Genomic DNA, 24,460 nt, shown 5'->3' on the forward strand with positions numbered 1-24,460 from the left:
GCGTCACAGCCGAAGCGGTTCGAACGGAGTAAGCTGGATCTGCCTGTCCCCGACCTGCGCCGACACGGCGCGGTCCGCCTCGACCGCCGTCATGACCCCACCGGTGTGCTGTACAACGAAACCGCACCGTTCGGCGAAGACGATGTCGGGCGCTCCGTCTCCCGTCAGGTCGAGGCGGTCGCCGAAGCCGCCGGCGGCGTACCGGCCCACGTACACTTCGCCTTCGACGCGGCCGAGCGGCGACATGAAGCCGGTGTCGGTGAGGCGAAACCCCGCCTGCACGGCGTCCGCCGGCGGGTCGTCCGGACTCCTTGGATAGACGAACACCGTCACCGGCCCCTCGGCCGCGGTGGCGCGCACCGGGCGCAGCCATCCGTACGTCCCCTGCACCGATTCCTCCGCCTCCAGCTGTACGTCGCCGGGGTTGACGAGCAGGAAGTGCTGCTCATCGCCGTTCTCGATGCCCGCCGGCCACGCCACGCTCGCGCGGCGGTCTGCCAGGGTCACCGCCAGCTCCCGCCCGTCGTCCTCCAGCAGCGGCAGCGTGAGGCCATAGGTCGCGTCGTTGGGCGATCGGACGGTCGCCAGCACGCCGTCGGGCGTGACGATGAGGTCGATGAAAAAGCTCGGGCCGCCGACGCCGGTCACCGGTGCGAAGAGCAGGCTGCAGCGGACGAGCAGCGGGTGCACGCTTTCGGTATACAGGGTGCCCTCGACATGTTCGGCCGCCGCGGCGAGCCGGATCCAGCGGTCGCCCATCTTCCAGGTGGGGCCGAAGGTCACGGCTTCGTCGAGCAAGGCGTCGCGGGCGCCGTCGCCGGGGCCGAGCCGGCCGTCCCAGCCGGCGCGCCCGAAGCGGACGATGCCCAGCGGCGTCCAGAACGTGTCGTATTTGGCGACCGTGTCGCCGCGCAGGTTGGCGAAGACCTGCATCCCGCCGGCGTTGATCGAGGCGCTGCCAAACCGCTCGTCGGTGGCGAAGGCGTACCCGCCGACCTCGGCCGGGCAGGGCTGCTCGTCGACCGCCTTCATCGCGTGCGCCGCCTCCGCCAGATGGTACATCACCGCCCCGCTGTAATTGCTGTACTGGCTCGCCGGCTGGTACCCGACGCGGTCTCGCGGGTCGAAATGATTCTTGGTGATCGCGTAGGATCCGGCGAGATCCCCGTCGGTCTGCCGCCAGCGGGCGATGCTGCGGAAGGCCAGCGCGGCGGCGCGCTGATAGGCGCCGGCGGTCCGAGCATCCCGCGTGTCGGCCGCCATCGCGGTGAAGATCAGCTGGTAGAGGACGTCGTTGAACACATGGTCGTCCGTGCGGCCGTTCGGGGGGCACTGCCCGTCGGGCGCCTGCAGGCGGAGCGTTACGGCGGTCCCCCGGCGCACCGCGGCGTCCATCTCTCCGGCGGAAGGGCCGTCGTAGCCCGCCAGCACCAGCGCCAGCAGGTTGCCGCGCCCGACGGCCTCGACAGCGTGCGACTGCGGGTGGCCGTTCCAGTCCTGATACTGATTCAAGGCGTCCGGCACGATGCGCTCCCGCTGGGTCCGGCGCGTCCAGGCATCCTCGATGAAGGCGACGGCGGCGTCGCGGTCGACGAGGCCGGCGCGGTAACGCACCCATTCGCCCTTCATGGCGTAGGTCCGCCAGTTGTTCGTCTTGGCCTGGATGCTTTCGATGATGGATGCGATGGGGGCGCCGAGGCGTTCGCGCCAGAGGCCGAGCGTCTCCGCCGGCACGTGGCGTTCGTAAAGCGCCAGGGCCTGGGTCAGCGGGGCGATGAAAAACTCGCCGTGCTGGTCGGGGATGGCCGCGTTTCCGCCGGCCACCGCCCGCGTCGCGTGGTCCATCGCCCGGATGCCGTTGTCGAGCAGGTCGTCGGCGCGGCCGGCATCGATCAGGGCGCCGAGGGCGAACGCCAGGTACGGCGTGGCATACTGGTGCTCGCGATGGATGAACGGATCGATGAAGGCGCCCTGCTCATCCTGGTGCCGGACGGCGAACCGGCAGAGGGCTTCGACGGCCGCGAGCACGTCTTCCGGGCGCACGCCAAGGGGCGTCCAGGGCCGGGCCGTCAGGTGGAAGCCGGCGTCGAGGAGGTCGCGCGCCGGAAAAGCGAAGGCGGGAAACGGCAGCCACAGCGCGCCGGCGGCGGCGAGGCTCTGCGCGATGAATTGCCGGCGGGATGGGGTGTAGGGCATGGCGTTGAAAGGCTGGTGTTCTTTCGTTCAACGGGCGAGCCGCCCGACGTTCCAGCATCCCGCATCATCCAGCATCTCACATCCTGCATCCTGCATCCCGCATCCTGCAACCCACATCCCGCAACCCACATCCCGCAACCCACATCCCGCATCCTGCATCCCGCATCCCGCCCCCAACTAGATAAACGCCTCCCGGATGAGCCGCTTGGCCTCCACGACATCCTCCTCGGAGGCGTCCGGGGCGTCCCCGGCAGGATCGTGCGTCAGGTTCAGGACCGTGAAGATCGGAAAGTGGTCGGAGCCGACATGCCCGAGCCGCTCCAGGTGTTCGAGCTGGAAGTGCGGCGAATGGAAGACGTGGTCGAGGGGATAGCGGAAGAACGGGTAGTCTGCGTGGAAGGTGCTGAACAGACCGCGGCCGCGCCGGGGGTCGAGGAGGCCGCCGATGCGCTGGAAGAGGCGCGTCGTGTGCGACCATGCGACGTCGTTGAAGTCGCCGAGGACGATCACGGGTAGCTCCTGATGCTCCGCATAGCGGGCGACGATCAGCAGCTCGGCGTCGCGGTAGGTGGAGTCCTGCAGGATGTCCGGCCGGGGCGGGCGCGGGTGCATGCCGACGAGCCGGATGCGCGCGCCGGCCGGCAGCACCACCGTCGCGAAGATGGAGGGCACGTCGTCCTCGACGAGGAAACGAACCTCCTCGTCCTCGATGGGCAGGCGCGAGAAGCAGAGCATCCCGTAGGTGTTGTCCAGCGGATGCAGGATCCGGTGCGGATAGGTGGCGTCCAGCTCGCCGAGCGCCTCGCGCCACCAGGTGTCGGTCTCGACGACCAGGACGAGGTCCGGCTGCTTCGCGTGGATCAGCGCCAGCAGCTTTTCGGCCTCGCGGTTCGATTGGAGCACGTTCGAACAGAGCAGACGGATGCGCGTGCCGGGGTCCGGGTTGGTGCAGGTGAGCGTCTGGTACGGCGCGATCCGGGTATAGGGGAGGATGCGGTAGATCAGAAACGCGACGCTGACGCCGAGGGCGGCGAGCACGATCTGGTCGCCGGTTTCCAGCGGGTCGATCAGGAGATAGTAGCCCAGCGCGACGGCCAGACCCAGGACGGCGAGCTGCCCGCGCGGGAAGTCGAAGATGCGCACCCACCACGCGCCCGTGCGCACGAGCGGCAAGACGGAGCCGAGGATGACGAAGCCGGCGAGGATATCGAGGAAGAGCGGGATCACGGGGGTGTCGCGATGTGGTTCGCGCCTAACATACGAAATCAGAGGCCGGCGTGCCGGATAACGCCAGTACGGCACAGGGCCAGCGCATTCTTTTCAAACGTGAGCATATCCTGGTATGGGAGTGCGGGAGTATGGGGGTCAGGGAGTGCGGGAGTACGGGAGTGTGTGGGGTTTTGCGGTAAAAAATGCCCCATGCACCCAGACTCCCAGACGCTTCTCACTGCCGCGACGAGCATGCGATGGCCCTGCCTCACGGAAGGGTGGACGCCAGCTGTTGAAACGTATCGATGGCGCCGTACACGCCGAAACCGATGCCCTCCGCCAGCTGATCCAGTCGCACCATGTTGTGGGTCAGAAAAATCATGACGGTACGGTCGGTGGGATCCGCTCGCCACCATCCGCCATACGCGCCCGGCCATCCGACCGCTCCACGTCCGCCGCCGCACGGGGTGGAGGGCGCCTGGTCCGGTTCGACCACGACCGCCACGCCGAGCCCGAACCCGTGACCGGTTGCAAATATCGGCATTCCCAGCATGTCCGAACCGGCGCGTTGCGGCGCTGTCAGCCAGTTTGTGGTCATCTGCCGCAGGGTCTCCGGTTTGAGCAGCTGCACGCCGTTGGCCATGCCTCCGTTGACAAACAGGGTTGCAAAGGCGAGGTAGTCGTCCAGCGTGGACCACAGGCCCTGGCCGCCGGAAACGTAGGTCATGTCGCCGGGGCGTTCGTCGACGGCGGCGCCGGCCGGCGGTGCGGGCAGCACCGTCAACGATCCCGCCTCGTCGAAGCCGTGCGATGCGGCCCGTCGGCTGCGCTTCGACGGGGGTACGGTAAACCCCGTATCCGCCATGCCCAGGGGATCGAAGAGGCGCGCGCGGAGCACGTCCTCGAGGGGAGCCTCTTCGATGCGGGCGATGAGAAAGCCGAGCAGGTCCGTCGATCGGCCATAGTGGAACGCGGCTCCCGGCTGGTCGATAAGCGGGAGGCGGGCGAGCGCCTCGATCCACGCATCCGGCGAACAAGGACTGTCGATATCGCCGCCCAGGGCTTCTGCATAGGCGTGGGCGATCGGGCCGGTGTGAAAATCGGCGTACGTGAACCCCGCACGGTGCGTGAGGAGGTCGCCGACGGTGATCGGGCGTTCCGCCGGCGTCGTGTCGTCCAGGAGGCCGTCGGGCGATCGAAGGACGCGCATGTCCGCAAACTCCGGCGCCCAGCGCACGATCGGATCGTCCAGCGCCATGCGCCCCTCCTCGACCAGCATCAGGGCGGCTACCGAGGTAATCGGTTTGGTCATGGACGCGATCCGGAAAAGCGTGTCGCGCTCCACGAGCTGCGCGGTCGCCATGTCGCGCCAGCCGACGGCGGCGTGCTGGATGACCTCCCCGTCGCGCCAGACGAGCGTGGCAGCGCCGGCCAGCTCGTCGGCGTCGACCAACGCTTCGAGCGCCGGGGCGATCTTGTCCAAGTGATCCATGTATGTTTTCCGGTTCGTCACGTGCAGGTAGGAGCTCCTCGTCGGCGCTCCCTCATGCGCAGCACCGGACGCCGCTCGGCGATGTGCGGGGCACGCCGGTGGAATCGACCACGCCGGCCGGCCGCAGTTCCCGCGGCCGAGGAGCGGCGTTTTCGGCGCGCGGAAGCGCCTACTCATACCGAAGGCTTTCCACCGGATCAGCGAGGGCGGCTAGAATGGCTTGATAGATCACGCTCGCAAGCGCGATGATCAGTGTGATCGCCATTGTGCCCAGGAACAGCCACGGTCGCACGGGGATGTGGTACGCGAACTGATCCAACCAAGATTGGATCGCTAGATAGGCTATCGGTGTCGATGCCAGAACAGCAAAGAGGACCAGAAGCGTATATTCCTTGGTAAAAAGGCCTGCGATCTGGGCCACACCAGCTCCAAGCACTTTGCGGATTCCAATTTCCTTCGTGCGTTGCTCTGCTGAGAAAGAAGCCAGACCAAATAATCCCAGGCATGCGATGAAGATCGCGATGCTCGAGAAGAGCGTGAACAGCCGCCCCAGTCGTTTGTCTGATGTGTATTGAGCTGCTATTTGATCATCGACTAGAGAATACTTAAAAGGGCGTGCCGATACGAAGTCATTCCACACTGAAGACAATGCTTCGATACCTTCCGAAATGGCGCCCGCACGCAATCGGACAAGCATCAATGGTATGTGCTGCGTACGAAGACCTATGGCCATGGTGTGCGTAGCTTGACGCAGGCTTGCGTTGTTCATGTCTTCGAATACCCCGATTACTTCAGGTTCTTCAGCGCTTTGATGGGAAGGTAACGTCCGAGGGGGTTCTCTTGTAGACCGAGGCGTTCCACGGTTGACCGCGAGAGTAAGACCGTATGCCCGTCATCGCGATCTGGGTCGAACGTACGGCCCTGGAGCAACGTAATCCCCAGGGTTTCCAGGTAAGCATGATCGCCTTCAATGAAATCGATGGGCCAGCGCTCGCCCGATTCGGGATCTGCCAGCTCGACCATCATGCTTCTCCACCCTATTCCAGGCGGTACGCCGCGAGTCGCTGAGACGACTGCGGGCAATGAGGCCAGCTTCGCGGCAAATGCATCGTAATGGTCTACAATGGCGGGGTCGAGGTTGAACGAGATTAGATGCTCAGGGATGTAACCTAGCTGTTTGGTACGAATGTACTCAAGCTGATTGCCAATGGCCATCGCAACGGCGACAAGGGCAGAAGCTACTGAGAATTGGAGAACGACGAGTGTTCGGCGCACCCATTTTCCTCTGCGAGCTGGGGTGCGTCCACGAGAAACCAATACGACGGCAGGCTTCGGTTGCGTAAGCGCCACAGCCGGGTAAAGCCCTGAGAAGATGCCGAGGACGAGCGTGATGCCGGCGGTCTGCAGTAGAAGAACCGGATCATGTGCAATCAGCAATGGCAGGGATTGGCCGGTCACCGAATTGATGAATGGCAGCGCACATACCGCGAGCACGAGCGTAAGCGGCCACGCTAGGCAGGCCATGAGGGTGGATTCGCTGAGAAACTGGATGATGAGCCGGTGTCTGTCTGCTCCCACAACCTTGCGTACCCCGATTTCCTTTGCTCGGCCGACCGAACGAGCTGTCGCCAGATTGACATAATTGACGCAAGCGATCAACAGGATCAAGATGCCGATCACGGCGAAGAGGTACACATTTTCTATGTCTCCCTGCGGCGCAATATCCTGGTTTAGAGCGCTGGCATAAAGATGGATATCAGTGAGTGGTTGCAAGTGCAACTGGGCTTCGCGTGCGCCTTCGGGTTCACCGGCCCTACTTGCGACCTCGAAATCGTGTATTCTGGCCTCAACCGAGTTCGCGTCCGTGCCTTCGCGTAGCAGCAGGTATAAAAAGCTACCCACAAAGCGCGTCCACTTCAGCTCTTCTTCATATCGCTGCTTGCGACCGGCTTCATGCAGAGATAGTAGTGCGTTGAAACTGAAATGAGTATTCGAGGGTGGGTCGGCAAGGATACCAACGATCTGACACGGCTCGCTCGTTTCGACCCATATCGTTTTTCCAATCGGATCTTCGTCGCCAAACAGGCGCTTTGCTGTCGATTCTGTAACGAGCATGCGGCCTGGGGCATGGAGCGCCTGTTCCCCCTGACCGCGGACCACTTTAAAGGGAAACACTGTGAGGAATGTACTATCTACACGCAGCACGCCCTCAAGGTACTGTTTCTGGTCGTCATACGTGAGCAAGTATTCCCAGGGACGGGGCACTAGGGTAGCGTACTCGATTTCTGGGAAGCGGTTTTCGATGGTACCGGCAAGCCCCATGATCGATGAGGCTAGTTCCGTTTGGTGAAGCCGGTACACCCGGTTTGCTGTAGAGAAATGACGGTCGTACGACAACTCATGTCGCACAAACAGCGCAATTATAAGGCATGTCGCCAACCCGATTGCGAGGCCGACAATCATGATGCTGGTATACATCCGATGCGCCCATAGATGGCGGCGTGCGATCTTGAAGTAGTTTGCAAAAAGGGCGATCCGCCAACGCGCCTCGTCGGCTATTGCATGGTGCCTCCAAAGCTTGGTCATAAGGACTTTTCTGTATTCGATTTCACCTTCTTCAAAGTCACCTAGCATTGTAGAAGCCTCACGGAATGCGGTCTCCAAATTGTTGCCGTTGGATACCAGTTCAGCCGTGTGATCTCTCAGGTGACGTTCGAGTTCGTCCAGGTCTTCCTTAAGGAAAGCTCTGCGAAGTGCGAGTGCATGCCGCCAGGTTGCGATGGCGGTTTCGAGGTCGAAGCTACTCATACCGCAGGCTGTCCACGGGATCCGCCAGGGCGGCTTTCAGGGACTGGTAGCTCACGGTGAGCCACGCGATCAGCAGCGCGCTGGCGCCGGCCAGCACGAACAACCCGGGGCCGATATCGATGTGCGATTGGAATTGCGCGAGCCATCGGTCGACCACGAGATAGGCGACCGGGATGGCCACGGCGATGCCGATCACCACGAGCCGGGTCATCTCGCCCGTCAGCATACCCACCAGGTTGGGCACGGTGGCGCCGAGGACCTTCCGCACGCCCATTTCTTTCCTGCGCAACTGTGCGGTGAACGAGATCAGCCCGAACAGACCGAGGCAGGAGATGAAGATCGCGATGACGGAAAACAGGTTGGCGAGCGTCCCGAGCACCGTCTCGCTGTGATAGGTCGCCTCGAAGTCCTCATCCATGAAGCGGTACTCGAACGGGTATTCCGGATTGAACGCCGTTACCACGGCTTCCAGACTGGCGATCGCCTCCTGCGTGCGGCCGGCCTCGGTACGCACGTATACTACGTTCGTCGCCTCGGGATTGAAGAAGAACACGACGGGTTCCGCCGGATCGTAGAGCGAGTTCATCTCGAAGTCCTTCACCACGCCCACGATCGGCCCGGTCACCGCCCAGAAGCGAAACGTGGTCCCCAGCACGTCATCCCGGATGAGCCGGGCGGCCTCTTCGTTGACCAGTACGCTGACGCTGTCGGCGCCGAAGGCGGGGTCAAACGAACGACCGGCAACGATCTCCATCTGCATCGTTTCGAGGAAGTCGTAGTCCACCCCGAGGAAATAGAACTCGCGCTGCAGATCCGGATCCTTGCCTTCCCACGTGGCGCCGCCGGTGCTGCTGCCGATCGACAACGGCTGCGACGAGGCCGCGGAGACGCCGGCGATGCCCGGGCGGTCCAGCAGCGCCGCCTTGAAGGCGTCGTATTGCGTGCGCAGCGCCCCCTCCTGGGGCAGATACAGGACGTTCTCCCGCGCCAACCCGATGTCGTGCGTGCGGATGAACTGGATCTGCCGGTAGATGGCGATGGTGGCGACGATGAGGACGACGGAGAGCGCGAACTGCAGCACGACCAGTCCTTTTCGCAACCACGTCGTACCCACGCGATGCCTGAACGTCCCGCGCAATACGACGAGCGGGTTGAACGCCGAGAGATACAGCGCCGGGTAGCTGCCGGCCAACAGCCCCACCAGACACGCGATGCCGAACATCCCGGCGACAAAACCGACGCCGAGGTCGCCTCGGGAAAACGCTTTCCCGCTGACGGTATTGAACAGCGGGAGCAGGGCGTAGACGAGCCCGAGGGCGAGGACGAACGCGACAGTCGTGAGGAGAACCGACTCGGTCAGAAACTGCTGGATGAGCGAACGCTGGTTGGCGCCGATCGCTTTGCGCACGCCGATCTCGCGCGCCCGTTGTCCACCACGTGCTGTGGCGAGGTTCATGAAATTGATCGAAGCGATGAGCAGCAGAAAAATCGCCACCACGGTGAGGATGTGCACGTAATCGATGCGGCCGCCGACGAGGGCTCCGTTCTCGAAGGAGCCGTAGAGATACGTGTCCTCGAACGGCTGGAAAAACAACGTCTCGTCGGCGCCTTCTTCGTTATCGTTCACGATGCCGGCAATCTTTGCGTTCACCGCCGGCAAGACCGCGTCCGCGTGGAGGGTCGCGTACAACTGGAAGCCGTTGTTTCCCCATTCGTGTACCCAGTCGCGCCCGACGTAAAAGTCGGTGATATGCACGAAGAGGTCGGCCTGCATCGAGGTATTGTCGGGCACATCGGCGATGACGCCGGTGACCGTGAAGTCGCGCCGGTGGTCGAGCGTGATGCGCCGACCTACGGCCCCGTCCTGCGCGCGCCAGTCCTCGCCGAACAGCTTGCGCGCCAGGCGATCGGTGATCACGACGTCGTCCTCCGCCTGAAAGGCCTTGTCCGGCGCGCCCTCGATGAACGGGAACGTGAAGACGTCGAAGAAGGCCGCGCCGACGTGGATGCGCATCTCCCGGTACGAGCGCCCGTCCGACGTCACGACGACGGATTCCGGCCAGCGAGTGAGCGCTACGTGCTCGATCTCGGGGTAGTCGCGCGCCAGGACGTCGGCGAGCGGCTTGGCGGCCCCGCTCCACGTATAGATGCGGTCTTCCATCCGCACGTTGCGTCGTAGCTGATGGATGCGGTCGCCGTCTTCGAGGAACCGGTCGTACGCGTATTCGCTCCGCACCCACAGCAGGATGAAGAAACTGCAGGCGAACCCGACCGCGAGCCCGGTGATGTTGATCAGGGCGTAGCCCCTGTGTTTGCGCAGGGTGCGAATGGCGATTGTCAGGTAGTTTTTTAGCATGGTGCTTCTCCAGCGGAGTTCGGAAACGACGGCGTGCCGGCGGTGGAGCTTGCCCCAGAATACCTTTTCGTATTCAGCCGCGCCGCTATCCAGATCGCCCAGCCCCTCGACCGCCCTGCGGAACGCCGCCTCCGTCGAGACACCGCTCCGGATCAGCGCGGCGGTATGGTCGCGCAGGTGGCGTTCGAGCTCGTCGAGATCCTCTGCAAGAAAAGCCCGGCGGCGGCTGTGCGTATGCCGCCAGGTGGCGATGGCGGTTTCGAGATCGAACATGCGCGTCTCAGAGTGCGGTGGCGGGCTCGGGGCCCCAGAGTTTGGCGAGAACGGCGTTCAAGTCCAGCCAGTCGCGCTTCGCGCTGGCGAGCGCCTGCTCGCCCTTCGTAGTGAGCCTGTAGTACTTCCTTCCCGGACCGGGTTCGTCGTGCCGCCAGGTCGAGGAAACGAGTCGGCGGTTCTCGAGGTCGTGGAGCAACGGATACAGACGATTCGCCGTCCAGGTGATGCGCCCGTCGGAAAGGGACTGTACCTCCTGGATGATCTCGTATCCGTAGGTTTCACCCCTCCCCAGCAAGGCGAGGACGAGCGGTTCGAACGACGCGGCGAGTAACGGCTTTGGAAACATCAGACGGGCGGGAATAGGGAAAAGTTATATCGTTAATGAGAAATATATCCAGATCTTGATATAGATGCAAGAACACAAAACCGCCGGACTGCGCGCCCGGCGTGTGTAACCCCCGAACGGGGTATCGGGGTTGGGCCAGTTCGTCGCGGAGCCGTCCTGTTACAACGTTTTGAACATGACGTAGGCGTCTACAAATCCCTCTTTGGCGTGATGGAACGCGCCCGGAAGCGTACCGACGATAGCGTAGCCGAGCTTTTTCCACAGACGAACCGCCACGTCGTTGGTGGAGACGACGAGGTTGTACTGCATGGCCCGGTAACCGAGACGCCGCGCCTCTGCCTGCGAATGTTCGCAGAGCTGTGTGGCGAGTCCCTGCCCTCTCGCCGATTCGGCGACGATATAGCCGCAGTTGCAGACATGGCTGCCGAGCCCCGGCTGGTTTGCTCGTATGAAATAGGTTCCGAGTACCGTGCCGTCGTCGGCAACGATGACGTAGGAGGCCTGCGGCCCCTCGATCCAGATCCGGTGTATGTCAGCCTCGGTGCTGTCCGGCGAGAACGCATAGGTATCGCCGGCCGCGAACGTGGCACGCAGGATGGGCAACAATTCCTGCCAGTCCCGCGATTCGTATGTGCGAATGAACGCCATATGGCCGTACGGTGTGTTTCTGTGTGAGGGGGCACTCAGTCGTGCGCAACCCCCGGCCGGCGCTCGGCGACGTGCCAGAGCACGCCGGAGGGATCTACCACATAGGCCACACGCAGTCCCCAGGGCTGGAGTTTGGGAGCCTTCGGCGCGCTTACGCCGAACCGGGCCGGCAGGTCGAGCGCCTCGATATGGCGCCACCAGGCGTCGAGGTCATCGACCATGAGCTGCATCATCAGGTTTTCGGCCAGATCCTTCTGGTAAAACCGCTGCAGGATGAAGCCACCGGAGCCGGCGGCGAAAATCGCGACCTCGCCATCCAGCAGTTTATCGAAGCCGAGCGCCTCGTAGAACTCCCGGGAGCGGTTGAAGTCTTTCGCCGGCACGAAGGGCCGCGCCAGTTCGGTGCCGGCAGGAATCGTGTTCATCGTTCGAGAACCGTTGAAAAAACGAGAGGACCCCGCGCCGTTCGGCGTCGCGGATCACATCCAGAAAAATCGCCCGGTCAATACCAGCGCGACCAGACATGCCACCACCGTGCGGAACCGATTCGATCGATTCCAGCGCCCCTCGAAGGCCGCGCGTGCGGCGGCGCGCGACGACGCATCCAGGGCGTCGACGTCGAGCGATTGCAGGCGGTTGTTCAGCGGAACGTTGATGAGGACGGTAGGCGCCTGGACCCCTCCGAGATAGACGAGCGCCGTACCGATCAGCCCCCAACGTGCCATGCCTTCCAGATGCCCGAATCCGGTCACGGCGGCCGCGATCAGGGCGACGACGGATCCGAGCCAGACGACCATGAAGAGCGGCTGGTTGTTCTGGATGACGCCGTCCATCGCCTGGAAGGCCCGGATGAACGCCCCGTCGTCGAGCGTTTTGATGCCAGGCATCGCCACGACCGCGAAGGCGAAGAGAAAGCCCGCCACGAGCGAACACAGAAATGCGGCCAGTACCAGGGCTATCGCATGCAGCTCCATCGGGTATCCTCCAAAAGATCGCTTCGCAGCGTGTGGGGTTCGGGGGGATGTATCGGTCGGACGATCGGGGGCCGATCAGGCACCGGGTACGATCGACCACGCCGCCAGCAACGGGACGGTGGCGCACGCCGGCCCGCCGTCCTTGGCTACGCCGTGTATGCGCGCCTCCAGCATCAGGTTCTCTTGCGCGGCCATCAGTTCGGCCAGCATCGCTCGCTGGATCCCGTAGAGGGGCACCTTCGCGCGGCGTCTCCACGGAGAAGCGAACTGGCCGGCAATGGTGCCGGTGTTCACGTACACGAAGCGTTTATCGGCCGGCCCCTGCGCGAACTCGCCCGTCAGGCGCGGCGGGTCAGCATCGATATCCACCAGCGTGAGCGGAAACTCGAAGACGAGCGCTTCCGGAGTCGACCGGGCCGGCGGATGCAGGGCGGTCTTGCCACGTTGCATGGCGTACGTTACGCCGGCGAGCGGCGAATCGACGACGATTCGGCAGTTAAAGAGACGTTTTTCGGGCATACGGAGCTGGATCTGGAAACATGAACGGAGGCAGGACGCTCGCCGCCGCAAGGGTGTCCCGGCGAACCGTTGAGAAACTGTTGAGAAATAAGAATGGGTTGTCTTCCTGAGCCCCCGGCGCTTGCGACGGGGTTGTCGAAAGCCCGCACCCGCGAACGCGGGGGGACCTCCCGAATCACTCGCGCATGGCTCCAATGAGCGTCTCACGTGGTTCGAGAGGTCTCCCCGCGTTCGCGCGGACTGGCATTCATCACGCCAACCGCAAGCGGCGGGCGGTTCAGGATGGCGGACCGAAAAGATTTTTGAAAATCCCAACCGTTTCTAAACGAGCCGCTCGAGGGCGCCTTTTCGGCGGACGATGTTCTTGTAATCCCACTGGATCTCTCGCGCTTTCGAAAGCCAGCGGCCGAGGTCCGCCGGGTTGACCTGGCCGGCGTCGGTATACCGCGTCAGGTACAGGCCAGGCGCCACTGGCCGGCCCGCACGGAAACGCGTCATTCGTGGGCGGGTGCCCCTCCACTGGACCCCTTTTTCGTCAAGTCCGGCAAGGGACTCGGCGGTTATCTTGCCCGGCTTCAGGAACAGCGCCTCGCCCATCCCCTCGAACTGGAAGTTAGGTCGCCTTCTTGGGGCGCCACTGATTGGCGCGCTCGTTGGCGTTCGCCAGGCGAGCGGTTTCGGCGATGCGCGCGGCTCTCGTCTCGGGCTTCTTCGCCGTGTGAATCCACTCCAGGATACCTCGTTTCGCCGACCTTGGAAACGCCATGAAGTTTTCTTCCGCCAGCGGATAGGCTGCAAGGGCCTCGGCAAGGTCCGCCGGCACATGAAGTTCCTCGATCGCATCCAGCAGCGTCCATGAACCGTCCGCCCAGGCCTGCTCAATCCTGGCCAGGCCGCTAGGGTGCATGAGGCCCGTGCGCAGCATGTGCTCGATACGCTCTTTGTTCAACCTCGACCACCCGGTCCCGGCTTTGCGCGGGGCGAACCAGCGCATGGAGCGCTCGTCATCCAGTTTGTTTGGCTTGCTGTCAATCCAGCCGAAGCACAGGGCTTCCTCGACGGACGCTCCGTACTCGAGGTGTGGCTGGCCGGTGCCCTTCTTGAACGTGACCAGCCAGACGCCTTCTGCGCGCCGGTGATGCTCAAGCAACCAGGACCGCCATTCGGCCCGCGATAGCGGATGGACGGCGTTGGGAGGTAGCTTCGCCATGATGGATACGAGGGGTCCGACGAACACAGGGCTATACGGTCAGCATAACCCTCAAGCTGGAGACGAGTTGCGTGCCGAGCCGGCCTGATCCACGGCATTCGCGCGTACCGTCAGGTCGTCGGAGTGCTTACCGGCTTTGTGCGCCTGGCTGCGCCATCCGGATAGAGACGAACAGCGGCCAGGGATGCGGACCCTGGTATCGTAAAAGGGGTGCGGACGCGAGATTTGCCGGCAGCCTCAGCTTCGCCGCACCCGCACTCCGCCGTTCGTGGTGACGGCACGCACTGTGTTGCCGCCGTCGCCAAGATCGATCGAGATCCGTTTGTTCAGCTGGCCCTGCACCATGACCGGGAAATCGAACCGGATGCCGCCGTTGGTGGTGCCGGCTTCGAGGCGCGCCGAGTAGTCTTCCGGCACGCGAATCTCAACACCGCCGTTTGTGGTCTCGACATCGAGCGCCTCGCCCTTCCAGGCCGACCCGGTCAGTTCGATATCGACGCCGCCGTTGGTCGTATGGCCGCGGATGTCGCCGGCGAGATCGATCAGCTTCACGCCACCGTTGGTCGTTTCGAACCGCACGTCACCGTCGATGTTGGCGATGTGGATGCCGCCGTTGCTGGCGTCGAGCGAGAGGTTGGAGGTGCGCGGCACAAAAATCTCGAAGCTCACGGAGGTCCAGTATTTCCCGCGGGAGCGGTTTTCGGGGAGATCGGCTTCGATCGTGCCGTTCGTCTTGATGTCGATCTCGTCGACCCGTTCGCGAGCCGCGTCTTCCGTGCGGTCCGTCGCCGTCACGATGGCGCGGATCAGCATCTCCTTGCGGTTCCAGCCCTCCACGCGGATGCCCCCGTTCTTGCCGCCATCCACCCTGATGAGATCCCGGTTGGCCGGCAGCGTGATTTCACGTACCTCGCAATACCGCTCCGTGTTGCGGTCTCCCCACCCGCTCCTGTCGCACGCTTCGTCGTCGGCAAGGACGCGCACGTTCTGCGCCGCGGCGGGCAAGGTTATCAGGGAAAGGACGAGCAGGCTAAATAGGGCGCGCATGGGATCGTGGCGTTGGGTTCAAAAGGGCGTGGCTTCCCGCAGGACGCGTCGATGAAGCGGATCGTTTACATCGTCCATCCAATACGTTCCGCCGCATGCTGAGGTTACAGACCGTGCCGGCGGGAAACCCGGCCCTGTCGAGAAGCGCGTTTCGGAAGGCGTACGGCGCGTTGTCTGTAAAAACCCGGTCGACGGCTGTAACTCCGCCGGGGTCTACGTCGTAGTTCGACACAGTCTATGTCCTGGCCCGACATACTGCACTGCCGGCCACGGGACGTTGCCGTCCACCCTGAATCCCGCACCGAACGAGAGGCTCCACCATGTTCGATCTGGAAAAAGCGATCGCTACCTGGCGCGGGTTTCACCTCTACCGGCGCGCCATCTCGGGCGACGACCTCGACGAGCTGGAGCAACATCTGCGCGATCAGGTGGCGGCGCTCGTGGCGGAGGGGCACGGCGTCGAGGCGGCCTATCGCCGGGCTCTCGGGGAGATGGGGGACGGATTCACGGCGGAAACGGAATACCGCAAAGTCTACTGGGGAAAGGTTCGCCGCCGGCACGGCCTGGCCCAGGAAATCATCGGGAGGATGCTCATGGTTCGGAACTGGTTCAAGCTCGCGCTACGGAATGCGAAACGGCATCCGGGTTATACGCTCATCAATGTCGGCGGTCTGGCCCTCGGGCTCAGCTGTTGTTTTCTGATCGTGCTGTTCGTCCAGCACGAACTGAGCTACGACCGCTACCACGCGAAGGCGGACCGCATCGTGCGTCTCATCTACGGCTCGGATTCCGGCGACGACGCCGGCGAGTGGGCGGCGAATTCGGCCGCGGGCTACGCGCCGTTCCTGACGGCCAACCTCCCGGAGATCGAAGCAGCGGTACGCATCGAGAATTTCCGCTCGCCCTATGTCGCTCTCGAAGACGGCCAGCGCCGGCGGCTCGAGGGGCTGGCGCTCGCCGACCCGACGTTGTTCGAGGTGTTCGATTTCACGTTTCTCCGGGGCGACCCGGCGACCGCCCTGCAGGACAACCATGCGGTTGTGCTCACGCAGCACGCCGCGGAGGCGCTCTTTGGCCGGCAGGACCCCATCGGCCGTTCGATCCGGTATGGGGATCGGTATGACCTCACGGTGTCGGCCGTTATCGCGGACATGCCCGACGCGTCCCATTTCCACTTCAATGCCGTGGCGTCATTTCGCCTGCTGGAGGATCTGGTCGGGCCCACGGAGCTCGAGGGGTTCACCAATTACAACTACAACACCTACTTCCTGCTGCGCCCCGACGTCGATCGCCAGGCGCTCGAAGCGAAGATCACGGCGGCGATGCGCGAGCGTTTTAACGCCGACCGCGCCCCGGACGATGAGGGGAGCCGGTACGTCGCCGGCCTCCAGCCGCTCACGGCCATCCACCTGACGAACGACCTGGCGTTCGACTACGCCGGCCACCGCGACGTGCGCTATCTGATCGTCTTTGGAATCATCGGGGCGCTCATCCTGCTCATCGCTTGCGTCAATTTCATGAATCTGGCCACGGCGCGGGCTGTGCAGCGCGCCTCGGAGGTGGGCGTCCGCAAGGCCGTCGGGGCCGTCCGGTCGCAGATCGTGGGGCAGTTCATCGGGGAGTCCGTGCTGATGAGCGTGCTCGCCATCGGGATCGGGATGGTGCTCGCCGCGCTGGCGCTGCCGGTGTTCAACGAAGCCGTCAACGGTACGGCCTCGTTCTCGCTGGCCCGGCTCGGGACCATCGGGCTGCTGGTGACGATCGGGCTCGCCGCCGGCGTGCTCGCCGGCAGCTACCCGGCGTTTTATCTCTCGGCCTTCCTGCCGGCGCGCGTCCTCAAGGGCGATCTCGCGCGGGGCGGCGGCGCCACGCTGCTGCGCAAGGGGCTGATCGTCTTCCAGTTCGCCACCTCGGTGTTCCTCATGGTCGCCACGGCCACCGTCTACCGGCAGCTCAACTACATGCAGGAGCGCGATCTCGGCTTCTCCAAGGAGCAGGTCGTATTTCTCTCGCCGCCCGGCGCGGTCATCGAGAGCTACGAGACGTTCCGCCAGGAGCTGTTGTCCGACCCGAGCATCGAGCAGGTCGCCCTCACGGGGGGCTTGCCGGGGCGGGTGAATACAAATCGTGGCTATAACTGGCCCGGACAGACGCAGGAAGGTGACCAGGAAGGCGCCAGCTTCTGGACCGGCTTCGCCGATCCCGACTATTTCGATGTACTGGGGATGACGCTCGTCGCCGGCCGCACGTTCTCCCGCGAGGTGCCTACGGATACAAACGACACGTATGTGCTCAACGAGACGGCGGTGCGCCAGCTGGGGTGGTCGCCTGAAGAGGCCGTCGGACAGCCGTTCCGCGCCTGGGACCGGCCGATGGGCACCGTGATCGGGGTGGTAAAGGATTTCCACTTCCAATCGCTGCACCAGCCCGTCGAGTCGCTCGTGCTGAACTACAAGCCGACGTGGATGGGCACCGTGGCGCTGCGCACGAAGGCCGGCGCGCTGCCGGCGGCGATCGCACACCTGCAAACGACGTGGAACGCGTTTTCAGGTGGTTTCCCGCTCGAATACCGCTTTCTGGATGAGGACTTCGACCGGCTCTACCAGAACGAGGCACGCCTCGGATCGCTGTTTGCCTTTTTTGCCGCCATCGCGGTCTTTATCGCGTGCCTCGGCCTGTTCGGGCTCGCCGCCTATGCGGCGCAGCAGCGGACGAAAGAGATCGGCGTCCGCAAGGTGCTCGGCGCCTCCGTGCGGAGCCTCGTGCTGCTGCTGAGCAAGGAGTTCGTGGGCCTGGTCGCCGTGGCGCTCGTCGTGGCCGTGCCGGCTTCGTACCTCGCGATGCAGCGCTGGCTCGACGGGTTCGCCTATCATACCGGCATCGGCGTGTGGATCTACCTGGCAGCCGGCGCGGTGGCGCTGGGTATCGCCTTCGCGACCGTCAGCACCCAGGCCATGCGCGTCGCCCAGGCCGATCCGGTGAAGAGCCTGCGGTATGAGTAGCTTAGCAAACCCGAACCCGTCGGTGCGCGATTCGGCGCTACAGCCGGCGGCGATCAGTTGCCGAGCGTCGCGAGGTCGATCCGGTTCGGGTCCGTGAACACGCGCTCCGGCACGCTGCTGTAGGCGCCGACGTGTGGCAGGATGAACGGCTGACCGTTCCGGCCTTCGCCGCGGTTGTCCGACAGCATGATGTTGCCGTACTTCTTCCAGTTGGCCATCGGACGGGTGAAGCCCGGTTCGGCGTCCGTGGATTTGGGGAAATACTGCCACTGGGTGACCAGCATGCTTTCCTTGTCGACGAATACGTGGTATTTGTTCTGGGGCGTGAGGCCGACGTTGTCGAACGTGAGCTCGAGCATTTCGGCCGGCCGGCCGTCGGCCGTGGTGCCTTCGCCCAGGTACTTCAGGGTCACGCCCGAGTCCTTGAGCTTGTAGGGCATGATGAACCAGTAGCCGCTGTTCACCCATGCGCGGTAGGCGTTGGTGAGGAGTTCGTCCGGGTTGGCGATCTCCTTGCCGTCGGCGAAGGCGCGCCCCTTCTTTGTGTTGATATTCATCAGGACGACGAGGCTGTCGCGCTGGTAGCGGAAGTCGCCCGACCACTTGTCCCACACCTGCTCGTCGCCTCCGAAGCCCCAGGACAGGAAGTGGGTGTTATCCCAGTTTTTGCGGCCGCCCATGCTTTCCATGACGGCATCGGCGATTTCGATGGCCCGGGCGTCCGAGCCGGCGGTATTAAAGCCTTCCATGGGGGGATTGTCCGCCGCATGCTGGGCGTTGGACGGGACGGCGAGAGCCAGGGCGGCCAGGAGACCGAGGAGGAATGCGGAGCGTTTCATGGGATGCGGGATGATTGGGGTTGGACCCAAGATAACCAATTTCTATCGGATGCGCACTCAGCCGAGGCCGAGCGCGCGACCGCCCTGGTACACGATGAGGGCGGCGAGGTAGGCGAGGCCGGTCATGTAGAGCCACATGACGATCGGCCACTTCCAGGAGTTCAGCTCCCGGCGCGTGATGGCGACGGTGCTGGTGCACTGGAGCGCCAGCACGAAGAAGACGAGGAGGCTGACGGCGACGAGGGTCGTGTAGAGCGGTTCGCCCGTCTTCGGGTTGCGCGCATTGCGGAGGTGGTCGCGCAGGGCGACGCTGTTCTCGTCGGCGTCGGCGACGCTGAAGATGGTGCCGAGCGCCCCGATGATGACCTCACGCGCGGCGAAGGCGGAGAGGATGCCGGCGCTCAGCTTCCAGTCGAAGCCCAGCGGCCGCATGACCGGCTCGATGAAACGCCCCAGCCGGCCGATGTAACTCTGCTCCATCTGGTAGGCGGCTTCGTCGTTGGCGACCTGGCCGAGCCGGGCTTCCAGATCGGCCTGCTGCGCCGGCGTGGCGCCATCCAGCTGCTGCTCCAGCGCGATGCGTTGTGCCTCCAGGCCGGCATCGGGCTCCACCTTCGGGTACGAGGCCGCGAACCAGAGCAGGATGCTGAAGAGGAAGATCACCCGGCCGGCGCGCCAGACGAACATCTTCGCGCGCTCGTACATCCGCCAGAAGATCATCTTCCACTGCGGCGCCCGGTAGGGCGGGAGTTCGAGCATGAAAAACGAATCCGGCCCCTTGAGGATTTTTTTGAGCGCCCAGGCTCCTCCGAAGGCCGTCACGAGCCCGAAGACATAGAGCAGCAGCATCGTCAGGCCCTGGTAACCGATCGGTCCGAACAGGGTTTTCGCCGGGATGAAGGCCGAGATGAACAGCGTGTAGACCGGCAGACGCGCCGAGCAGCTGAGGAGCGGAAGCACCATGATCGTGAGGAGGCGCTCGCGCTGGTTCTCCATGGTTCGGGTGGCCATGATGGCCGGCACCGCGCAGGCGAAGGCGCTCATCATCGGCATCACGGATCCGCCCGAAAGCCCGAATCGCCGCATCACCCGGTCCATGATAAACGCCGACCGCGCCATGTACCCCGTGCTCTCCATCAGGCTGAGGAAGAAGAACAGGAACAGGATCTGGGGCAGAAAGACGATGACGTTGCCCACGCCGGCCAGCACGCCGTCGACGAGCAGGTCGGACGCGATGCCGGCCGGCACCACCGAACGCACCAGGCCGCCGAGCGCCATCATCCCCTGCTCGATCGCATCCATGAACGGCGTCGCCCAGGTGAAGATGGCCTGGAAGACGACGAGGAGGATGCCGGCGAAGATGAGCGGGCCGAATGCGCGATGGACCAGGATGCCGTCCAGCCGGTCGGTGAACTTCCGGGCGTCGACTTCATGCTGCTTCTTCACCACCCGCGCCGCCACGCGAGCGAGCCACGCGTACCGGCCGGTGATCTCGGCCTGGGCATAAGGCACGGCCTGCCCGTCGAGGGCCGCGCGCGTCGCGAGGACCGCCTCGTGAAAGACCGGAGCGCGTTCCTTGCACGCCGCGAGCAGCCGGTCGCTGTTCAGGATGCGCAGCGATTCGGCCTGGCTTCGCGCCTCGCTCAGATCGGGGCGCTCGCGCCGCAGCGTTTCCGAAAGCGAGGCCACGGCCGTGCGGACTTCCTCCTGGAGCCGCCAGTACGTCTTGCCCGGCGCCGGCAGCGAGGCGGTCAGCGCTTTTTTCAGGTCATCGAGCCCTTCCTTGCGGGTAGCCACCATCGGGATCACCGGGAGGCCCAGCATCTCGGAGAGGGTGCGCGTATCGATCACCAGGCCGTCTTTCTCCACCTCGTCCATCATATTGAGGGCGATCACGGTCGGCACGCCGAGGTCGATGATCTGCGTCGCGAGGTAGAGGTTGCGCTCGAGGTTGGTGGCGTTGACCACACACAGCACGAGATCCGGCGGCGATTCGCCGGCCAGCTGGTGCGTGATGGTGTCGTAGGCGATCTGCTCGTCGAGCGACTTGGGGTTGAGGCTGTAAGTGCCCGGGAGGTCGAGCAGTTCGATCTGTTCGGCGCCGAGAAGGCGGCCCGACTTCCGTTCTACGGTGACGCCCGGGTAGTTGCCCACCCGCTGGCGCATGCCCGTGAGCAGGTTGAATACGGTCGATTTGCCGGCGTTCGGATTGCCGGCTACCGCCACGCGGCGTGTACTTCGGGCCTCCAGAACAGCGCTGTCGGATGTGGGACGGCGAGAGGCCATGGATATGCCGGGTTCAATCGGGGTGGGTTCAGAGCGCGTCTACGGTGATACGCGTCGCATCAGCCCGGCGGATGGCGATCTGGGAATCCTTGATCTTGAGCGCGATGGGATCGCCAAAGGGGGCTACCCGGACTACCTCCACCAGGGTGCCAGGCAATACGCCCAGCTCCCACAGACGATCCGACAATCCCTCGCACCAGCAGGTAATGCGGCCGCAGCATCCTGGCTTCAGTTCGTTTAACGTCATGGCCGTCTCGTTCAGATCGTGTTTTTGATGGTGATTTAGACTTATTCTAAATAAAACCCATTCCGTTCCCAAAGATACGGCGAAGTTCGATTTTCCAAACAACCCGGCCAAGATCCGCAAGAAATCCGGGCAACGCCAGTGTCGGCAACCGGATAGCGCTGTAGTGTATCCCCTCACGTAACGGGTTTCGAACGCGCGCCACGGGGGTGAGCGGCGCCTGGGCTGTTGCCAAATACATGCCATTTACCGCGCTCCGTCCCGCGATAGTGTGGGCTGACCCGAAGAACAGAGCCTCAGGACGGTCGTATCAGGCGGCAGCCTCTTCATTAAGGGATCGACGATTCAGGCAATGCGCTCAAACCCGACCGCCGGCATGTACTTCCGCTGGGCATGGCGTCCGTATCAGGAGCGCGTTCTGGGTGTAGTCGATCGGCACCTCTCCGACCGCCGGCTACACCTGGTGGCGGCGCCGGGCGCCGGCAAGACGGTACTGGGCATCGAAATTTTTCGCCGGCTCGGGCACCCGGCCGTCGTGCTTTCGCCGACGCGCACGGTACGCGAACAGTGGATCGAACGATTGGCGGATTTTCTGCCGGAGCAGATGTCGGCAAGGCCTGATTGGGCGGGCAGCGATCTGCATACGCCGGGCTGGTTCACGTCGGTGACCTACCAGGCGCTCCACGTGCGGTATCGTGCGTCGGAGAATGCCACAGAATCCGGAGAGACAGAAAGGAGCCTGAAGGCGCCCGACGCGGCGGAGGTGGACGACGTTGCGGCACGGTTGCGATCCGCCGGCGTCCGCACGGTCATCCTCGACGAAGCGCATCATCTGCGCGCCGAATGGTGGCGGGTGCTCCGCCAGCTCTGCGACGCGCTCGAATCGCCCACGATCGTGGCCCTGACCGCTACTCCGCCCTACGATGTGAAAGGCAGGGAATGGAAGCGTTATGAAGCGCTCTGCGGTCCGATTGATGAGGAGATCGGCGTCCCGGAACTGGTCAAAACCGGCTCACTTTGCCCGCATCAGGATCTCGTCTGGGCCGTGTTGCCCGAACAGGACGCGCGCGACCGCATAGGCCGGCACGAGGAAGCGGTCTACGCGACAGTCGACCGCCTGCTCCAGGATGAAACGTTGCGCGAGGTGATCCGCGCGCACCCGCTGCTGCACGCAGAAGAATTGGCCCCCGACACCGTGCTCGAACGACCGGAGCGCGCGATCGCGCTGATGGTCTACCTGCGCGCCTGCGGCGAACCCGCGCCCCGATGGTTGCTAGCGCTCTTTGGCGCGGACGAGGAAGACATGCCCGCGTTCGACCGTTACTGGGCTGGTGTGCTCCTTCAGCATGTCTTGTTCGAAATGGACGGTCAGGAGCCCGAACCCGTCGCCTCGTGGAAAGAGTCGATGATCGCCTCCCTTCGCGCGCGAGGGTTGATTCACGGCCGGCAGCTTCGGTTCGATGCGAGTCCGCTGATCGAGCGATCGCTTGGCCTCTCCGACGCGAAGGTGGACGCCTGCATCCGGATAAATCGAGAAGAGCGATCGGTCCGGGGCGCGGCGCTCCGTCAGGTGATCCTGACCGACTATATCCGATTTGGTGAGACCGAGCGCCTCGGGGCCTGGCCGGTTTTCGTGCGATTGCTGGAGGATGACGCCACGCATGCGAAGACATGCGCCCTGCTCACCGGTCAGTACGTTGCATTGCCCGGGCATCTGCTCCCCGCACTCGAGGCGTGGACGGGGCCGCTGGATGCGAAGCCGGCCGGACTGCCCGCGGATCATCTAGTCGTGCCGGCCGGGAAGGCAAACGATCGGACGGTCGCCGGCATGACGGATCTGCTGTTTCGGGGGCAAATTCATACCCTCGTGGGCACTCGTTCGCTGCTGGGCGAGGGTTGGAACGCGCCTGCGGTGAATTCGCTCGTTATTGCCAGCCATGCAGGGTCGTATGTCTATACCAATCAGATCCGCGGTCGCGCGATCCGCTCGGACGCCGGCACACCTGACAAGATGTCGAGCATCTGGCATCTGGTCGCGCTGGAGCCGGGTTCGCCCAGCGGGTACGCTGATTGGGATCGACTGGTGGACCGCTTTGACGCGTTTGTCGGGTTGTCCGCTGCCGGGACGCGTATCGAAAGCGGATTCGAACGTCTAGCGGTTTCGCGCCCTGCGAGTTCGTCGGATGTGGCGGCATCGAATGCCGAGTCGGTCCGGCGCCTCCAGGCACTTGGCGACGAGCGCGCGCGTTGGGCCGCATCGATCGAAGGCGCTATCGAGGGCCGTGTAGGGCCGACGCTGGACATCCGCCGTACGCCGCCCAGCTTCCGCTCGTACCATTTCGCGCGGACGCTTCGATTCCTCGTGTATCTGAGTACCAGCGTTATCTGGACGGTCCTGAATTACGGATACGACCTTGCCCGCACCGTGCGTGTCTTCGCGGACATGCGCTGGGTATTGATCGGCGCCGGCCTGCTGGGAGTGGGCTTTTCGGCGCCGGCGCTATGGAAAGCCGCTCAGATCGCCTGGAAACACGCCCCGCTTGGAGGCACGCTCGGGCAGATGGCGCTGGCGCTTCAGCGGGCGCTCTCCGACGCCGGCGTATTCGAGACCCCCGCCGGCCAGCTGGCTGTCGAGGCGACCGAAATGTATCCCGGCGACTGGTCGGTTCGCCTCCTAGGCGGGACGTATTACGAACAGTCGCTGTTCACGGAAGCGCTGGCCGAGGTGCTGGACCCCATCCAGAATCCTCGCTACCTCCTCGTCCGGCGCGGCACGGGGGCGTGGAAAAGGCGAAAGGATTATCACGCCGTGCCGGCGGTGCTTGGCGCCAACCGCGCCGACGCTGAACAGTTTGCCCGGCACTGGCACGACCTCGTCGGGCCCGGCGAACTGGTCTACCTGCGCAATCGCGCCGGCCGGCAGCACCTTCTCTACGCCCGTGCCGCCGCCCTGGCACGCGTCTTCGAACTGCCTGCGCAACGCCGCGACCGCTGGCACTGAGAAGGGT

19 protein-coding genes are annotated in these 24,460 nt (G+C 64.1%); 2 read left to right on the forward strand and 17 right to left on the reverse strand.

What is annotated here, in order from left to right:
- Positions 1-3: 3 nt before the first annotated feature.
- From R2834_13000 to R2834_13065, 14 genes are all read right to left on the reverse strand, one after another.
- Positions 4-2,196, reverse strand: coding sequence for a hypothetical protein (locus tag R2834_13000; GenBank protein ID MEZ4701248.1), 2,193 nt, complete (start codon positions 2,194-2,196; stop codon positions 4-6).
- 177 nt (positions 2,197-2,373) lie between these two features.
- Positions 2,374-3,423: an endonuclease/exonuclease/phosphatase family protein gene (locus R2834_13005; protein ID MEZ4701249.1), complete on the reverse strand. Its 1,050-nt coding sequence runs from the start codon at positions 3,421-3,423 to the stop codon at positions 2,374-2,376.
- Positions 3,424-3,673: 250 nt separating this feature from the next.
- Entirely contained in the window at positions 3,674-4,897 is a 1,224-nt protein-coding gene (locus tag R2834_13010) for a serine hydrolase domain-containing protein (GenBank protein MEZ4701250.1), read from the reverse strand.
- A gap of 169 nt (positions 4,898-5,066) precedes the next feature.
- On the reverse strand, positions 5,067-5,666 hold the full coding sequence (locus R2834_13015) for an FtsX-like permease family protein (protein MEZ4701251.1): 600 nt from the start codon (positions 5,664-5,666) through the stop codon (positions 5,067-5,069).
- A 17-nt stretch (positions 5,667-5,683) separates the two neighbouring features.
- Positions 5,684-7,705 carry an ABC transporter permease gene (locus tag R2834_13020; GenBank protein MEZ4701252.1) on the reverse strand — a complete coding sequence of 674 codons (2,022 nt, stop codon included), beginning with the start codon at positions 7,703-7,705 and terminating at the stop codon, positions 5,684-5,686.
- The gene (locus R2834_13025) at positions 7,698-10,334 is read right to left on the reverse strand and encodes an ABC transporter permease (GenBank protein ID MEZ4701253.1); all 2,637 of its coding nucleotides are present in this window, start codon (positions 10,332-10,334) and stop codon (positions 7,698-7,700) included. Before R2834_13025 ends, R2834_13020 begins: the two co-directional genes overlap by 8 nt.
- Positions 10,335-10,341: 7 nt before the next feature.
- Complete coding sequence (locus tag R2834_13030; protein MEZ4701254.1) at positions 10,342-10,683, reverse strand: PadR family transcriptional regulator; 342 nt, start codon at positions 10,681-10,683, stop codon at positions 10,342-10,344.
- Between the two features lie 159 nt (positions 10,684-10,842).
- Positions 10,843-11,331, reverse strand: coding sequence for a GNAT family N-acetyltransferase (locus tag R2834_13035; protein MEZ4701255.1), 489 nt, complete (start codon positions 11,329-11,331; stop codon positions 10,843-10,845).
- Positions 11,332-11,366: 35 nt separating this feature from the next.
- Positions 11,367-11,756: a VOC family protein gene (locus R2834_13040; protein MEZ4701256.1), complete on the reverse strand. Its 390-nt coding sequence runs from the start codon at positions 11,754-11,756 to the stop codon at positions 11,367-11,369.
- Positions 11,757-11,810: 54 nt separating this feature from the next.
- Positions 11,811-12,305, reverse strand: coding sequence for a DUF1772 domain-containing protein (locus R2834_13045; GenBank protein ID MEZ4701257.1), 495 nt, complete (start codon positions 12,303-12,305; stop codon positions 11,811-11,813).
- A gap of 75 nt (positions 12,306-12,380) precedes the next feature.
- On the reverse strand, positions 12,381-12,824 hold the full coding sequence (locus R2834_13050; protein MEZ4701258.1) for a DUF5990 family protein: 444 nt from the start codon (positions 12,822-12,824) through the stop codon (positions 12,381-12,383).
- Between the two features lie 321 nt (positions 12,825-13,145).
- Complete coding sequence (locus tag R2834_13055) at positions 13,146-13,322, reverse strand: hypothetical protein (protein MEZ4701259.1); 177 nt, start codon at positions 13,320-13,322, stop codon at positions 13,146-13,148.
- Between the two features lie 115 nt (positions 13,323-13,437).
- Positions 13,438-14,034, reverse strand: a complete 597-nt coding sequence (locus tag R2834_13060) for a YdeI/OmpD-associated family protein (GenBank protein MEZ4701260.1) — start codon at positions 14,032-14,034, stop codon at positions 13,438-13,440.
- Positions 14,035-14,271: 237 nt separating this feature from the next.
- Positions 14,272-15,081, reverse strand: a complete 810-nt coding sequence (locus R2834_13065) for a DUF4097 family beta strand repeat-containing protein (GenBank protein MEZ4701261.1) — start codon at positions 15,079-15,081, stop codon at positions 14,272-14,274.
- A gap of 320 nt (positions 15,082-15,401) precedes the next feature.
- Here R2834_13065 and R2834_13070 point away from each other — a divergent pair, with 320 nt between their 5' ends.
- On the forward strand, positions 15,402-18,083 hold the full coding sequence (locus tag R2834_13070; protein ID MEZ4701262.1) for an ABC transporter permease: 2,682 nt from the start codon (positions 15,402-15,404) through the stop codon (positions 18,081-18,083).
- Between the two features lie 53 nt (positions 18,084-18,136).
- Here R2834_13070 and R2834_13075 read toward each other — a convergent pair whose 3' ends face one another.
- From R2834_13075 to R2834_13085, 3 genes are read right to left on the reverse strand one after another with little or no spacing between them, the layout of a single operon-like run.
- A complete protein-coding gene (locus R2834_13075) occupies positions 18,137-18,922 on the reverse strand; it encodes a hypothetical protein (protein MEZ4701263.1) in 786 nt (261 codons plus the stop codon).
- A 57-nt stretch (positions 18,923-18,979) separates the two neighbouring features.
- Positions 18,980-21,208, reverse strand: coding sequence for a ferrous iron transport protein B (gene feoB / locus R2834_13080; protein ID MEZ4701264.1), 2,229 nt, complete (start codon positions 21,206-21,208; stop codon positions 18,980-18,982).
- Positions 21,209-21,236: 28 nt separating this feature from the next.
- The gene (locus R2834_13085) at positions 21,237-21,455 is read right to left on the reverse strand and encodes a FeoA family protein (protein ID MEZ4701265.1); all 219 of its coding nucleotides are present in this window, start codon (positions 21,453-21,455) and stop codon (positions 21,237-21,239) included.
- Positions 21,456-21,828: 373 nt separating this feature from the next.
- Here R2834_13085 and R2834_13090 point away from each other — a divergent pair, with 373 nt between their 5' ends.
- On the forward strand, positions 21,829-24,453 hold the full coding sequence (locus R2834_13090; protein ID MEZ4701266.1) for a DEAD/DEAH box helicase family protein: 2,625 nt from the start codon (positions 21,829-21,831) through the stop codon (positions 24,451-24,453).
- The last annotated feature ends 7 nt before the right edge of the window (positions 24,454-24,460 follow it).

The organism is Rhodothermales bacterium, from assembly GCA_041391505.1.
Lineage (GTDB): Bacteria > Bacteroidota > Rhodothermia > Rhodothermales > JAHQVL01 > JAWKNW01.